This window comes from Prochlorococcus marinus XMU1419, from assembly GCF_017695955.1.
Lineage (GTDB): Bacteria > Cyanobacteriota > Cyanobacteriia > PCC-6307 > Cyanobiaceae > Prochlorococcus_A > Prochlorococcus_A marinus_AD.
In genome coordinates, this window is the sequence record NZ_JAAORO010000001.1 from 471,002 (window position 1) to 485,979 (window position 14,978).

Genomic DNA, 14,978 nt, shown 5'->3' on the forward strand with positions numbered 1-14,978 from the left:
ATTTTAATTTAAAGTGCTCCAGAAGCAGTTGAATCAATTATTCCTCCTAGATGTGTTGTAATGTTTAAAGCGCTAATTACAGGAGGTTTATTGGGATCCTTAAAAAGGTCAATTATAGTTATGCCGCCATTACCTTGTTTTATCAGCCAAATATTTGAATAATTAATCCCAAGGATATTACAAATTAGAGTTTTATTGACTGCATCATGAGCAACCAGAAGACTTATATCATTATCTTTTTGAGATAAACAAATTTTGTCAAAAGCTTCTACGGACCTTTCAGATACGTCTTTGATAGATTCACCTTTGGGCATTATTACTTCTTCAGGTTTATCATGCCAATTTTTTAGTAAAGCAGGCCACTGTTCTCTGATTTCTGATTCGAGTTTACCCTCCCATAATCCGTGACCAATTTCTACAAGTGAATCTATTTTTTTTATTTTTAAATCTTTGCTATTTTGAAGGATTATTTGTGCAGTCTCATAAGGCCTATTCATTGAACTTGAAAATGCCTTATTGAAAGAAACATTTCTCAAATATTTAAAAGTCTTTCTAGCTTGATCCCTACCGTTTTCATTTAAAGGGATATCAATTTGACCTTGGAATCTACCTTCTTTGTTCCAGTTTGTTTCACCATGCCTTATTAGAAATATTCTAGAATCTCCAATCTGATTTGGAATATTTTTATTCAGATGGGAAGTTTGATTTAAGCATTCAATTTGGGTCTTAAAAGATTTATCTTTCTTTGAAATATTTAGTATCGAGAAAGAGGCATTTTCTAATCTTATTTTCCTAAAACCTTGCTTAGGCTTTCCTATTAACAAAAGGATTAAACATCTGAGAATCGCATTGTGTCCCACAATTAAAATATTTACATCATCTTTGTCTAGATAAATTTTTAAAATATCATCTACAAAATTTGTTGCTTGAAAAAATAACTCTTGAATTGGTTTATAAGTTTTATTATTATTTCTTTTTAAGATTAGATTTTCTGGATCATTTTTCCATATAGGATAAATTTCTGGGAATTTATTTTTTATTTCATTAATTTTTAGACCAGACCATTCACTAAGATCTACCTCTAGCAAATTATCATCAAATACAATATCTTGTTCTTTATTGAAGGTCTTTGTAATTGTTTTTGCAGTCTCTGCCGCTCTTAAAAGAGGGGAGGAATAGATTTTATCGAAGTTTATTTTTGATAATGCTTTTCCTGCTTTTCGGGCTTGTTCGTAACCTTCATCAGTCAATAATGAATCATCTGTTCTTCCTTGAATTAATCCTTTGGCATTGAAACTGCTTAGTCCATGTCTAATTAAAAATAATCGTATAGTCATTATATAAATTTGAAAATTAAGTTAATTTAATCATCTCATGGTGTGATTAAAATAGATACATAAATATCAGGAATTTCAATGATAATTAAGTATAGTTTTCAACAATATAATAAGATATGATCCTTAAAAATATTTCTAAGTCAAAACTTACTTTAGCTTTCATTTCTGTTGTCATAACTTTTTTTGTATGGCAGCAAGGCTTAAGAGATAGTTTACAAAGACCATCTGTTTCATTTGATATAAGTCAAAAAGAGCAAGAAATTGCTGCATTATCTAACCAATCAATTCCTGAGAATCTTAAAAAATTTTTTATAATAAATGATCCTGTTGATCAAATAAATAAATCACTCTCTGAGGTCTCATTTGATGAACTAACAGAAAGAAATAAATTAATTAGAATAATTACTTCACAATCAAATAATTCTATACTTTATAAAAATATATCCAAAGATTTTCAAAATAAAAACTTTAAATTACTGATTGATGAGATAGAAAAAAAATCCAATAATAATTCATATAAACCAAATTCTCATAAATTTGATTTATTTAAAAGTGATAGATTTTTATATCATCTTTTAAGTCAGAAATTTGATTTTGACGATAGTTCATTAATAACAAAGACATTTTCAAGAAAAATGTTTTTAAAATTATTAGCCATCAGACTAATACCACTTTCAACAATTCTTCTTGGCTCAATTCTGGCTTTAAAAATATTATGGGATACTATATCTTTGAAAAAGTTTGGTTGGCAAGAAATTAAATCCTTAGATTTAGAATTAATAGATATGGTTTTATTAATTGCAGGTGGATTTGTTGTTTTAGGTGAAGTGATATCACCTTTGTTTTCTATCAGTTTAGTTGAACTTTTTTCTAAAAATATCTCTAATGAATTGTCTCAATCTTTGAAAATATTCTTTGGATATCTTTTTATGGCTATTCCACCATTAGGAATAGTTTACTACCAAATTAAATCTTTGCATGGAGAATTTATTTTTAAAAAGGATTATTTACAGTTCAATTTCTTGCCAATAAAATATGCAATTATTCAGGGAATTAAAGGTTGGTTAACAGTAGTTCCTTTTGTTTTATTGATTTCTCTAATTATGAATAGCCTGATTGATAATCAGCATGGTAGTAATCCTTTGCTGGAAATTGTTCTTAATAATAATAATTATTTATCATTTTTCCTATTATTTTTAACAACAACTCTTTTAGCTCCTTTATTTGAAGAGATAATATTTCGCGGTGTTTTACTACCAACTCTTTCAAGAGTTTATGGAATAATTTCGGGCATCATAATTTCAGCTTTTATCTTTGCATTAGCTCATTTAAGTTTAGGAGAAATGCCGCCATTATTTGTTTTAGGGATTGGATTAGGAATTACAAGAATTGCTTCAGGGAGTTTGTTCTCTTCAGTGATTATGCATTCTTTATGGAATGGATTGACTTTTTTAAATTTGTTCTTATTGAGGACATAAAGAATTTAATTTTTTACTTGCGAATCAAACAAATAGATGTTTATTTAATTAATAACACTTCTTTTATTTAAAAATAAATCATAGATGAAACCTTACGGGAATCAACTTAATTTAAAAAAAAAAGTTTCATATGAAAGTGAAAAAAATTCTGAAAAAATATCCATACTCAATATCAAATTTATACATCAAATTTTCGATACCATTAATATCTCCCTTTTGGCATTAATTTTCACCTTATTTTTCTTATCTTTTGATAGTCAAAGAAAATGGTCAAATACATATAAAATCTTATCTACAACAAAAGCTATTAATAGTAATCTCATTGATTATATTTCTAAAATTGAGGAATTTTATATTAGTGAATTTGAGTCTCTCAACATTTATAGAAAAACCAAACCTGAAGATTTAATCTATCTAGATAAATTTGCAGAAATAAAAGAAAGTTTATTTAAGAAAAATTTAAGTAGTTTCATTGAAGGTTTTAGTGATAGCAAATATCAAAGGGGATATTGATGAAAAAATACAAAAAAATTGTTAGTCTAATACCTCTTAATCAAAGAAGATTTAAGTTTCTCTATATTTTTAGCTTACTATTAATATTTTGTTTGTTTGGTAGATTAGTTAAATTGCAAGTCTTTAACGCCTCTGATTTGCAAAGGAAAGCTAGATTAATACAGTCCTCTAAAACTAACTCCTTAAAAAAAAGGAGATCAATTGTTGATAGAAATAATAGACTAATTGCTTATGATAAACCGCTCTATAAATTATGGGCTCATCCAAAATATTTTAATTTTCCTGGGGATTCAATCAACAGACTTCGCAGTATTGAAGAAGTTATAGAAAAATTGTCACCTATCTTAGATATTAATTATGAAATACTCCTTGGGAAATTTAATAATAAAATGATTGGCATCAAGCTTTTGGATAAAATTTCCGAAGAAAAGGCAGAAAAGATTAAGAACCTGCAAATAAGCGGACTTGATTTGTTTAAATATTCGCAGAGATATTATCCACAAGGTGATATTTATTCTAATCTTGTCGGTTTTGTTAATGATGAGAATATAGCTTCTGCAGGTTTAGAGCTTCATTTAGATAATCAAATTAAGGTTTTTAATAAAAGTAATTTAATAAAAAGAGGAGGAGATGGAACTCCTTTACCGGATAATTCAGCTCCAGGTGATTTTATTTCTGATTACAAAAGTTTAGGGTTAACCATAGATTCAAAATTACAGAAAGCGTCATTTAATGCATTATCAAAGCAAGTAAGGAAATGGAATGCAAAGAAGGGATTTGCGATAGTTATGGATGTTAATAATGGACGGATTCTTTCATTGGTTTCAGTCCCGTCATATGATCCAAATAAATTTTGGCAGTATGATTCTGAACTCTTTAGGGGTTGGTATTCTCAAGATTTATTTGAGCCTGGTTCAACTTTTAAACCTATTAATCTTGCCTTAGCTTTAGAAGAAAAAGTAATCCAGAAAGATGGAGTAGTTGAAGATATTGGAAAGATTAATGTTGGAGGATGGACACTTTCTAATTGGGATAAAAAAGGTAATGGATACATCGACTATCCAAAAGTATTGCAGGTTTCAAGTAATGTTGGGATGGTAAAAATAATGCAAAATTTAGAACCCACAATTTATTGGGATTTGTTAAAAAATTTAGGTATAAATCAAAATTTAGAGACTGATTTATTTGAATCAACTGCTGGCCAACTAAAGAGAAAAGATTTATTTGTAAATCAATTAATTGAGCCTGCTGTAACTTCTTTTGGTAAAGGTTTCTCAATCTCCCCACTTAAATTGGTACAACTTCATGCGGCGTTAGCAAATGGGGGTTTTGAAGTCACTCCACATGTAACCTCAACTTTCAAAGAAAGATTTAATAAAAATCCAAAAAAACAATTCTTTTCACACGAGGTTTCTAAAACTGTTCTTGAATGGATGGAGAGCGTAGTTGATAAAGGTAGTGGATCTGGAGCAAAAATTGAAGGTTACAGGATAGCAGGGAAAACAGGCACGTCTCAAAAAGCCTTAAATGGTTCGTATACAAGTAAAAAAGTTTGTAGTTTTGTCGCAACCTTACCAGTTAATGATCCAAAATATACTGTCCTTGTAGTCGTTGATGAGCCATCTAAATCATATGCATATGGTTCAACCGTTGCAGTACCAGTTGCAAAAGAAATTATCGAGAGTTTGATAGTAATTGAACAAATACCTCCTAAGATTAAAGATCACGGAATGATTGTTAAAAAACCATAAAATTTTCCTATTTTCTAAATATTTAGTTCAATATCTGATGATTTCATAAGGAATAAAAGCTAGTTTGTATATATATATGATTATCTAGACATGAAATCAATTTTAGAACAATTGTCCTCAATGACCGTTGTTGTTGCTGATACTGGAGATTTAGAATCGATAAAAAAATTTAAACCAAGGGACGCAACCACCAACCCATCGCTAATACTTGCGGCTGCTAAGAATCCTGATTATGTGAAAATAATTGATAAAGCTTTAGAAAGTTCAGAAAATAACTTGCCTCAAGGATTCTCTGAAATTGAATTAATTAAAGAAACTGTTGATCAAGTTTCTGTATTTTTTGGAAAAGAAATTTTGAAAATTATTTCTGGGCGAGTATCTACAGAAGTTGATGCAAGACTGAGCTTTGATACTGAAGCTACGGTAGAAAAAGCGAGAAAATTGATCCATCTTTACAAAAATTTTGGAATTGAAAAGGAGAGAATTTTGATTAAGATTGCCTCAACTTGGGAGGGAATTAAGGCAGCTGAAATTTTGGAAAAAGAGGGTATTAAGTGCAACTTAACTTTGCTTTTTAACTTCTGCCAAGCTGTAGCTTGTGCCAATGCAGAGATAACTCTAATTTCTCCGTTCGTTGGCCGTATATTGGATTGGCATAAAGCAAAAACTGGTAAAACTAGTTTTGTTGGTGCTGAAGACCCTGGTGTTATTTCAGTTACACAAATTTACAAGTATTTTAAAGAAAAGGGATTCAAGACAGAAGTAATGGGGGCAAGTTTTAGGAATCTTGATGAAATAAAAGAATTAGCTGGTTGCGATCTTTTGACAATCGCACCAAAATTTCTTGAGGAACTAAAAAAAGAAAAAGGAGAGTTAATTAGAAAATTAGATGTAAGTAGCCAAATAAATAATTCTATTGACTACCAATTTGAAGAAAAAGATTTCAGATTAAGTATGTTAGAAGATCAAATGGCGAGTGAGAAGCTTAGTGAAGGTATCACTGGATTTAGCAAGGCTATAGAAGAATTAGAAGAGCTGCTTCTTAGGAGATATTCAGAAATTAAAAATCATAAATTAATTTCTGCTAGCTAAATTTAAGTTTTACTTGAAAAAGAATTAAGTCTCACTTTTTGTTAGAAGTCTTCTGATAACCCTTTTTGCAATATCTTCATAACTCATTTCTCCTGATAATATTTGGGCAATACGTTTAGGTGCTGTTTTTCTCTTGATACCTAATTGATATCCAGTTCTGGGAAATCTATAAAATACCTGGGCTATTCTCCTCCCCCAAGCCATTGATTTCCCCCAAATGTTGTTAATTTTTTTCGTATAAAGATTTAAATCATCTACTTTCCCTGATAGGCACTGATCTATGAATTCTGCGGCATAAAAACTACTAATTAAAGATGGTCTAATCCCTTCAGCTAAAAATGGATCACATAAAGATGCTGCATCTCCAACTGCTAAAACTTTATCACCATTAATTGAGTAGAAGCCATTCCATATTCTTAGTTTCTTGGTAGTTGTTTTATAAGGAAAATCATCAAAACCGAAGCTTCTGAGCACTTGTTTATTTATAGCCTGATTTTCTAAGAGACTATTATTTATAAAAGTACCTAAACCAATATTTAAGCTTTCTCTAAGGGGGAATGCCCATGCAAAACCATATTTTATAAATCCAAACTCAAATCTAACTGCATCTCTCGGTATATCCCCCAACCCTTTCAATCTTAATGAGATTGTGTTGGCAAATTTAGGTTTTCTTGGCCCTAAATTGAAATATCCTGCCCATTTGGATTGGGAACCATCTGCAACAACAAGAAATTCTGAAGTGTATTTTATTTTGTTTTTACAAGTAATTTCCCATTTATCATTTTTTTTTATGATTTTTTCTATTAATAATAGTCTCATAATTTGAGCTCCATTACTCAAGGACTCTTCAAGTAATAATTGATCAAGTTTCTCTCTTTTGATAATCCAAAATGGGGATTCACCAGTCAGATCAGCAGTCACATTATCTGCAGCTTTCCATCTGAATTCCACATTCTTGATTTTTGATTCTATGGAATCTTCTATATCTAAAGGAAGAAATCTTTGCATTGAAGATGCCATCCCTCCTGCACATGGGCAGTGATGTTGGAATTTTTCTTTTTCAATAATTAAAACAGAATATCCTTTCTTTGATAGATTAAGAGCGGTAGAGGATCCTGATAAACCTCCACCAATTATTACAACGTCAAATCCTTTCAAACTTTTAGAATTTCCTTCTCTTTTTCAGACAATTTAGTATCTATTAAAGCAATATATTTATCAGTAATTTTCTGAATTTTAGATTGATTATCTCTCGATTCGTCAATAGAAATAAGACCATCTTTTTCTTCTTTTTTTTCTTTATCAACAGCATCTCTTCTAATATTTCTCAAAGCTACTTTCCCTTCCTCTGCATATTTAGAGGCTAATTTGCAAAATTCTTTTCTTCTCTCTTCTGTTAAAGGAGGAACATTTATTCTTATTACTTTCCCATCATTATTTGGAGTAATACCTAAATCACTCATAGAAATAGATTTCTCTATGGCTTGTAAACATGAAATATCAAACGGTTGTATTGAAATTGTTTGTGAATCAACAGTGCTTATTGTGGCAAGTGATTTGATTGGTGTTTCTGCCCCATAGTACTCAACACTTACTCTGTCTAACAATGAAGCATTAGCTCTACCTGTCCTAATTGTATTAAAGTTTCTTTGCGTTGCTTCAATACTTTTGTTCATATTTTCTTGAATTTCTTGTTCTTTCATAAAAAAAAATTAATAACCTTTAACTAATTAATGAACCTATAGGATCCCCAGCAACAGCTTTAGAGATGTTTCCTTTTTTGAATATATCAAATACCATGATAGGGATATTGTTATCTTTGCATAATGCAATTGCAGTACTATCCATTACTGCAATTTCATCACTAAGAACTTGTTGATAACTAAGAGTAGAAAATTTCTTTGCGTCTTTAAATTTATTAGGATCACAATTATATACTCCATCAACTTTGGTAGCCTTCATAACAACTTCAGCGTTTATCTCGGCTGCCCTCAGAGCTGCTGTAGTGTCAGTTGTGAAAAATGGATTTCCGCATCCACCTCCGAATACTACAACTCTGCCTTTTTCAAGGTGTCTCATAGCTCTTCTTCTAATGTATGGTTCTGCAATTTCCTGCATTTCTATTGCAGTTTGAACCCTGGTTGCAACTCCTACTCTTTCTAAACCATCTTGAAGCGAAATAGCATTCATTACTGTTGCGAGCATTCCAACATAATCAGCCGTGGCTCTATCCATGCCATCAGCAGACCCTTTAAGCCCCCTAAAAATATTCCCTCCCCCAACAACGATTGCAAGTTGTACATTATTATCTATAACTTTTGAAACATCCTCTGCAATTGACTGAACTATGGCTGGATCAATACCATAAGGTTTTTCACCCATTAGTGCTTCACCACTAAGTTTTAAGAGAACTCTTTTGTAAGTCATTCAATAATTGTACTTTTAAGACATTAGCAAGTAAATGTACCAAATTTATTTTTTGTTCAGATATTGCTTGCGTCTTTAAACATTTCTAAACCTCCCTAAAGAAATTTAAATAATAATTTGCTTTAATTAAAATTCAACACACTTTTGTGCTTTTATTCCTTGTTCTTTAAATGGATGTCTTATTAGTTTCATCTCTGTAACAAGGTCTGCGTAATTGATAATTAAATCAGATGCTCCCCTTCCAGTTAAAACAATATGATTTTTTCTATTATTTAATCTTTTTAAAAAAGTTATTATTTCTTCTGGTTTAAGGTAACCAAGTTTTGTAGCAATATTAATTTCATCAAGAATGATAAGTTTAAAAGATTCGTTCTGTATGTATTTTTTGGCTAATTGCCATGCTTCTTGAACTAATTTTTCATCTCTTATCCTGTCTTGTGTTTCCCAAGTAAATCCTTCTCCTAATGAATGCCAAGTAATGTTTGAAGAAAAATTTTTAAGTGCTTTTTCTTCTCCGGTGGTCCAACCTCCTTTGATAAATTGAATTATTGCCACTTTATAGCCATGCCCTAACGTTCTTAAAGCCATACCTAATGATGCAGTTGTCTTGCCCTTACCATTACCTGTAAAAACAATCAATAATCCTTTTTTTGTTTTTCTCATTTGTAGTCTTTCGGCTTGAATATCTTTTCTTTGCTGCATTCTTTCTTTATATGAGCTCTCATCGCTATCCGGTGATAATTTACCTCCCATTCCAAGTTTATCTGCTTGATTATCGAGGTTAAATATTTTTTCGGAAGATGAAGGTTTTTCTTGCATATGAACCTAATTTTAATTTACTGATTATAAATCTTTAAATACTTTTCATTTTTTTTACTTTCAAAAGTGCATTATTAACCGCCTTTTGCTGGTCTCTTTTAGTGATCCAGTGGTGATAAGTTTGAGTATGTAAGCTAACAGAATGTCCCATCATTCTGGCAGCCACAGTATCAGGTAAATCATAAAAGATTGTTCTTACTGCCCAAGCATGCCGTAAATCATAAGGCTTTATTTGTAAAGAGTAACTATTAAATTTGTCTGTAATTTTTTTCCCAATATTCTGTAATGTTGTAATTTTTAGGTCCCTATTAATTTTTGGAAGTAGTTCTGGATTATTGCCAAGTTTGAACAATTCGAACCTTTCAATCCACTCAGGATGGAAAGGCCAAACTTGATGTTCTCCCGTTTTAGTAGTAGGTAGAACTCTAATAATTTTGTCTCCATTATTTGTAAGAGAACTTAAATCACAAAAAAATACTTCATGATTTCTTAATCCATATGTGGCCATAAGACCAAAAACAAATTTCCAAGATTTGTTTGGTATTTTCTCCCAAAGTTTTTCAATTAAATCGTCAGTCGGCAGATCTCTGTATCCAGCTTTATTAAGACCATATCCTTTAGATTTTAATTTCCAATCTTCAGGAAGTTTGATATCTAAAAACTTAGCTAAAACACTTAGAGAGGTGGCGCATTGTTTCCTACTTCTGCTTCCTTCCTTGTAACTTTCAAGGGTTTTTTGAAATATTTTTACCAAATCTTGGTTGTGATGATCATTATATATATTGAGAATTCTTTTAAGATAGGGTTTATAAGAACTTCTCCAAGTAGTTTTTCTAGTGCTATTTAAATATTCATTTTTTCTTTCTTTAAAAAAAAATTCCTCAAATTGATTTAATTTATTTGGAAAATCAAAACTATTTTTATTTCCTTTTTGATTTAACTTTCCTGTCCAATTCATCCAGTCGAATTGGTTTAATTCCAGTTGTAAATTTATTAATTGTAATTTTTTTTTAGCCTCCTCTAATCCAGAAATATCTGCTTTTATACCAAGAGATATTCTTTGGATTTTAAAGTTTTTTTTATCTTCTTTTGAAGGTAGGGAACCTCTAATATTTAATTTATCTCCTCTTTTTTCAATCCTAAGTTTGCTGCCTTGCGTAGCAAATTTATCATTGATAATATAAATTTCCTGAATTACGTTCATTTACTTATATAATTGACCATATAATGACGTTTTTAATGTTGATTTTCAATCTTCATAAATTTTAAATGGATAAAATAGGCGTCTTACTAATGAATTTAGGAGGGCCTGAACGCATTACCGACGTAGGTCCATTCTTATACAATCTTTTTTCTGATCCAGAGATTATCAGGACTCCTTTCCCTGCTTTCCAAAAACCTTTGGCTTGGTTAATTAGTACCCTTAGAAGTACTACTTCACAACAGGCTTATCTATCAATAGGTGGTGGATCACCAATAAGGAGAATAACTGAGCAACAAGCAAGAGAATTGCAATCAAAATTGAGGAATAAAGGCTTTAATGCTACTACTTATATAGCTATGAGGTATTGGCATCCTTTTACGGAATCAGCCATCGCTGACATAAAAGCAGATGGCATAGATCAAATTGTAGTTCTTCCTTTGTATCCACATTTTTCAATCAGTACAAGTGGTTCAAGCTTTAGGGAATTGAAGAAATTGCGAGACTCTGATAATGACTTTAAGAAAATACCCATGAGATGTGTACGGAGTTGGTTCAGTCAATCAGGTTACTTAAAGTCCATGGTTGAATTAATTTCTGAGCAAATTTCACTTTGTGAATCACCTTCAAATGCGCATATTTTTTTTACTGCTCATGGTGTGCCTAAGAGTTATGTAGAAGAAGCTGGAGATCCTTATAAACAACAAATTGAAGATTGTTCGTTGTTAATAATAAATGAACTGGAAAAATATTTAGGTCATAGTAATCCTTATACGCTCTCTTATCAAAGTAGAGTTGGTCCAGTCGAGTGGTTAAAACCTTATACAGAAGAAGTGTTAGCTGATCTTGGGAAGTCAAACGTTAATGATTTGATTGTGGTTCCAATAAGTTTCGTTGGAGAGCATATTGAAACATTGCAAGAAATTGACATTGAATATAAAGAAATTGCTGAAAAAGCTGGCATCAAAAACTTTCGGAGAGTAAAGGCTTTAAATACTCATCCTACTTTTATTGAGGGACTAAGTGATCTAGTGATTTCATGCTTGGAAGGGCCTTTAATAAATATAGAGGAGGCTTCTCAATTACCTGAGAAAGTTAAACTTTATCCCCAAGAAAAATGGCAATGGGGTTGGAATAATAGTTCAGAGGTATGGAATGGAAGAGTTGCTATGATTGTTTTTTTAGTACTTTTCATTGAACTTATTTCAGGCTCTGGACCCTTGCATAGGCTAGGGATTTTATAAGTATCAACATATATTTATTTAAAAAATCAAAACTTATTAAAAAACTTAAAAAAAAATATTCTGACATTACATTTCTAAATGAGGCAAAAGTATTTAATTAAGTTTAGAATTTATAATAAATATTGAATTTCGTAAGTGACTCTTACCTCGAGATCCTTGTTAAAGGATAATTCAAAACATGAAAATCCCATTTGGATAACAGGTGCAGAAGCACTAATGGATTCTTTAAAAATTCATGGTGTAGAGATTATATTTGGATATCCAGGAGGAGCCATTCTTCCAATTTATGATGCTGTTCATAAAGCGGAAAAAGATGGTTGGTTAAAGCACTATATGGTCAGACATGAACAAGGCGGCACCCATGCAGCTGACGGATATGCGAGATCTACGGGTGAAGTAGGAGTTTGCTTTGGAACCTCAGGTCCAGGTGCAACAAATTTGGTTACTGGAATTGCAACTGCACAAATGGATTCAGTCCCTCTAGTAGTCGTTACAGGTCAAGTTCCAAGACCTGCTATTGGGACTGATGCTTTCCAAGAAACTGATATTTTTGGTATAACTCTTCCAATAGTTAAACACTCATGGGTAATAAGAGATCCAGCAGATATAGCAAGAGTTGTTTCAGAGGCTTTTTTTATAGCATCTTCAGGAAGACCTGGCCCTGTTTTAATAGATATACCAAAGGATGTAGGCCAAGAATTCTTTAATTATCAAAGAGTTTTGCCTGGCGAAATTATTCCTAAAGGGTTTAAGAGAATCGGAGATATTAATGATTGTGATATAAAAAAAGCGATTAAATTAATAGAGAATTCTGAGAGACCTCTTCTTTATGTTGGCGGTGGTGCAATATCTTCTGGAGCTCATGATGAAATTAGAATTTTGGCAAAGAACTATCAAATACCAGTCACTACAACTTTAATGGGAAAAGGTGCTTTTGATGAAAAAGATAATTTATCAGTTGGCATGTTGGGAATGCACGGAACTGCTTATGCGAACTTTGCAGTTACGGAATGTGATCTTTTAATTGCTATTGGAGCAAGGTTTGATGACAGAGTAACAGGAAAATTAGATACTTTTGCTCCTAATGCAAAAGTCATCCATATAGATATTGATCCAGCAGAAGTTAATAAAAATAGACGTGTAGATGTTGCAATTGTCTCTGACGTTTCAAAAGCTCTTCGCAAAATTAATCAAAAATATCTAAACAACAAATTTGCTTTTAAGACGAAGAACTGGTTAGAGAAAATAGATTTCTGGAAAAATAAACATCCTTTATATAAACCGCCTGAAGAAGGAGAAATTTATCCTCAGGAAGTTCTTATGAAAATAAGGGAACTTTCACCTGAAGCTTATGTAACTACAGATGTTGGACAACATCAAATGTGGGCTGCTCAGTACCTTAGGAACTCTCCAAGAAAATGGATTAGTAGTGCAGGCCTAGGAACTATGGGTTTTGGATTACCAGCTGCAATTGGGGTCAAAACAGCCTTACCTAATTCAGACGTGATTTGTATAGCTGGAGATGCAAGCGTCTTAATGAATATTCAAGAATTAGGCACTTTGTCCCAATATGGATTGAAGGTAAAGTTGATCATTATTAACAATCGCTGGCAAGGGATGGTTAGGCAATGGCAGGAAAGTTTCTACAATGAAAGGTATTCCTCATCGGATATGAGTTGTGGCGAACCTGATTTTGTAAAACTTGCTGAGTCTTTTGGAGTTAAAGGATACTTAATTTCTGATAGAAAACAGTTACAGAATGAATTGCAACATGCACTTGATCATGACGGCCCTGCCTTAATTAATATTCTTGTAAGAAGAGGTGAAAATTGCTATCCAATGGTGCCTCCTGGGAAAAGTAATGCTCAAATGGTTGGATATGTTAATTGTGAAGACTAATTTTTTTAAACCCTTCTTTTTTTAAAAAATTAAATTAACATAATCTAGAAACTTAGAGTTTTTTGTGACTTGAAAAATTTATCAATAATTTTAATAATCTTCTTGATTATTTTTAACCCTCTAGTAGCTAAGGCGGCTGAAATACTACAAATTAAAAGCTCAAATATTATTTTAGTGGGTGATCAAAATAGGAATTTAACTATTGGATTATTTTGTGTAGATGTAAATGAAAATGATGAGCTAGAAGCAACTAATTTGCTTAAGAGTGAATTCCCAAGGGGAAGCAAAGTAAAAATCAAACCTTTTGGTTCTAAAGAGAATATATTGTTAGCCAAAGTTTTTAATATTAAAGGTACTAAAGAGATGACCGAATTATTAGTCGCTAAAGACTTGACTAGTGAAAATTGTCCAAGTTAAATATCTCTAATAGCAAATAAAATTCCATTGCCTTGAGATTGTTTTGCTCCTTCTCCAGGAATTAAATTCATTTTTTAAATTGTACGTGCATAAATTTGAGATATCTATATTAGTATTGAGGACCTTCTCATTTAAAAGTTGTCTGTAAGCAGATTTTTTAAGATCGAGTTGATTTAAGTTTTGCTCTTTTAAGTGATTTGAATCACCAAAACAATAATCTTTTTTAGTTTTAGTCAAATCGACTGTTGTTTTTTTATTTTCGGCCTTTCTATAAAATTCTTTGAGTGTCACATTATCAACTAAATAATGTTCCTTCGATATCGATGGACCTATTGCAACAAGTAAATCATCTCTAGATGCCCCTAATTTATCAAAAATTTTAACCAGACTTTTTATTATTTTTTTTTCTAAACCTTTTCTTCCACAATGCAAGGCTGCTACATTTCTTGTTCTTTTATCTGCAAAAAATATTGGCATGCAATCAGCTGTGTAAACCCATAAGTTTTGATTGAATTTATTACCAACAAGACCATCTGCATCAACCTTATTCCCTTTTTGCGAATTTGATCCAAAGACTATCACATTACTGTGAATTTGATTAGAAACACAATTTATGTAATTTTCATTAAAGTGATTCCCTAATCTTTGAAGAAATTTTTCAGAACTAGACTTTGTAAAAAATGCATGTTTGAAATTATATTGACTGAGAATAGGAGAAATATAATACTCAAATTTTTTGTTTTGAATAAAAATTTCATCTTTTGAGAAATATATTTCTTCGTAAGGAATAGTTCCTGCTC

The 14,978-nt window shown here is 31.3% G+C and carries 14 protein-coding genes; 7 read left to right on the top strand and 7 right to left on the bottom strand.

Going from position 1 to position 14,978, the window contains the following annotated elements:
* Positions 1 to 8: 8 nt before the first annotated feature.
* A complete protein-coding gene (locus HA151_RS02700) occupies positions 9 to 1,337 on the bottom strand; it encodes a histidine phosphatase family protein (RefSeq protein ID WP_209105975.1) in 1,329 nt (442 codons plus the stop codon).
* A gap of 116 nt (positions 1,338 to 1,453) precedes the next feature.
* Between HA151_RS02700 and HA151_RS02705 the strand changes: the two genes are divergently transcribed.
* From HA151_RS02705 to tal, 4 genes are all read left to right on the top strand, one after another.
* Positions 1,454 to 2,815: a CPBP family intramembrane glutamic endopeptidase gene (locus HA151_RS02705; RefSeq protein ID WP_209105976.1), complete on the top strand. Its 1,362-nt coding sequence runs from the start codon at positions 1,454 to 1,456 to the stop codon at positions 2,813 to 2,815.
* 84 nt (positions 2,816 to 2,899) lie between these two features.
* Positions 2,900 to 3,328, top strand: coding sequence for a hypothetical protein (locus HA151_RS02710; RefSeq protein WP_209105977.1), 429 nt, complete (start codon positions 2,900 to 2,902; stop codon positions 3,326 to 3,328).
* Positions 3,328 to 5,079, top strand: a complete 1,752-nt coding sequence (locus HA151_RS02715; RefSeq protein ID WP_209105978.1) for a peptidoglycan D,D-transpeptidase FtsI family protein — start codon at positions 3,328 to 3,330, stop codon at positions 5,077 to 5,079. Before HA151_RS02710 ends, HA151_RS02715 begins: the two co-directional genes overlap by 1 nt.
* Positions 5,080 to 5,169: 90 nt before the next feature.
* On the top strand, positions 5,170 to 6,171 hold the full coding sequence (gene tal, locus HA151_RS02720) for a transaldolase (RefSeq protein WP_209105979.1): 1,002 nt from the start codon (positions 5,170 to 5,172) through the stop codon (positions 6,169 to 6,171).
* A gap of 24 nt (positions 6,172 to 6,195) precedes the next feature.
* On the opposite strand, the gene HA151_RS02725 is transcribed toward tal, so the two are convergent.
* From HA151_RS02725 to HA151_RS02745, 5 genes are all read right to left on the bottom strand, one after another.
* Complete coding sequence (locus tag HA151_RS02725; RefSeq protein WP_209105980.1) at positions 6,196 to 7,329, bottom strand: NAD(P)/FAD-dependent oxidoreductase; 1,134 nt, start codon at positions 7,327 to 7,329, stop codon at positions 6,196 to 6,198.
* Positions 7,326 to 7,874: a ribosome recycling factor gene (gene frr, locus HA151_RS02730; protein ID WP_209105981.1), complete on the bottom strand. Its 549-nt coding sequence runs from the start codon at positions 7,872 to 7,874 to the stop codon at positions 7,326 to 7,328. Before frr ends, HA151_RS02725 begins: the two co-directional genes overlap by 4 nt.
* A gap of 19 nt (positions 7,875 to 7,893) precedes the next feature.
* A complete protein-coding gene (pyrH, locus tag HA151_RS02735; protein WP_209105982.1) occupies positions 7,894 to 8,598 on the bottom strand; it encodes a UMP kinase in 705 nt (234 codons plus the stop codon).
* Between the two features lie 126 nt (positions 8,599 to 8,724).
* Entirely contained in the window at positions 8,725 to 9,417 is a 693-nt protein-coding gene (gene cobO, locus HA151_RS02740; protein ID WP_209105983.1) for a cob(I)yrinic acid a,c-diamide adenosyltransferase, read from the bottom strand.
* A 34-nt stretch (positions 9,418 to 9,451) separates the two neighbouring features.
* Positions 9,452 to 10,621, bottom strand: a complete 1,170-nt coding sequence (locus HA151_RS02745; protein WP_209105984.1) for a site-specific integrase — start codon at positions 10,619 to 10,621, stop codon at positions 9,452 to 9,454.
* 65 nt (positions 10,622 to 10,686) lie between these two features.
* Here HA151_RS02745 and hemH point away from each other — a divergent pair, with 65 nt between their 5' ends.
* The 3 genes from hemH (at position 10,687) to HA151_RS02760 (ending at position 14,178) form a co-directional block, all read left to right on the top strand.
* A complete protein-coding gene (hemH, locus tag HA151_RS02750; RefSeq protein ID WP_209105985.1) occupies positions 10,687 to 11,862 on the top strand; it encodes a ferrochelatase in 1,176 nt (391 codons plus the stop codon).
* A 135-nt stretch (positions 11,863 to 11,997) separates the two neighbouring features.
* Positions 11,998 to 13,761, top strand: coding sequence for a biosynthetic-type acetolactate synthase large subunit (ilvB, locus tag HA151_RS02755; RefSeq protein WP_209105986.1), 1,764 nt, complete (start codon positions 11,998 to 12,000; stop codon positions 13,759 to 13,761).
* A 69-nt stretch (positions 13,762 to 13,830) separates the two neighbouring features.
* The gene (locus HA151_RS02760) at positions 13,831 to 14,178 is read left to right on the top strand and encodes a hypothetical protein (protein ID WP_209105987.1); all 348 of its coding nucleotides are present in this window, start codon (positions 13,831 to 13,833) and stop codon (positions 14,176 to 14,178) included.
* Positions 14,179 to 14,184: 6 nt separating this feature from the next.
* Here the strand turns inward: HA151_RS02760 and pgeF are convergent, their stop codons facing one another.
* Positions 14,185 to 14,967 (bottom strand): peptidoglycan editing factor PgeF, encoded by a 783-nt coding sequence (gene pgeF / locus HA151_RS02765; RefSeq protein WP_348535617.1) that lies wholly within the window; start codon positions 14,965 to 14,967, stop codon positions 14,185 to 14,187.
* Positions 14,968 to 14,978 lie beyond the last annotated feature (11 nt).

Coding starts and splice junctions, on each gene's coding strand:
- hemH (WP_209105985.1), top strand. CDS start 10,687: ATGGATAAAATAGGCGTCTTACTAATGAATTTAGGAGGGCCTGAACGC.
- cobO (WP_209105983.1), bottom strand. CDS start 9,417: ATGCAAGAAAAACCTTCATCTTCCGAAAAAATATTTAACCTCGATAAT.
- HA151_RS02700 (WP_209105975.1), bottom strand. CDS start 1,337: ATGACTATACGATTATTTTTAATTAGACATGGACTAAGCAGTTTCAAT.
- HA151_RS02745 (WP_209105984.1), bottom strand. CDS start 10,621: ATGAACGTAATTCAGGAAATTTATATTATCAATGATAAATTTGCTACG.
- frr (WP_209105981.1), bottom strand. CDS start 7,874: ATGAAAGAACAAGAAATTCAAGAAAATATGAACAAAAGTATTGAAGCA.
- HA151_RS02710 (WP_209105977.1), top strand. CDS start 2,900: ATGAAACCTTACGGGAATCAACTTAATTTAAAAAAAAAAGTTTCATAT.
- HA151_RS02705 (WP_209105976.1), top strand. CDS start 1,454: ATGATCCTTAAAAATATTTCTAAGTCAAAACTTACTTTAGCTTTCATT.
- HA151_RS02715 (WP_209105978.1), top strand. CDS start 3,328: ATGAAAAAATACAAAAAAATTGTTAGTCTAATACCTCTTAATCAAAGA.
- tal (WP_209105979.1), top strand. CDS start 5,170: ATGAAATCAATTTTAGAACAATTGTCCTCAATGACCGTTGTTGTTGCT.
- pyrH (WP_209105982.1), bottom strand. CDS start 8,598: ATGACTTACAAAAGAGTTCTCTTAAAACTTAGTGGTGAAGCACTAATG.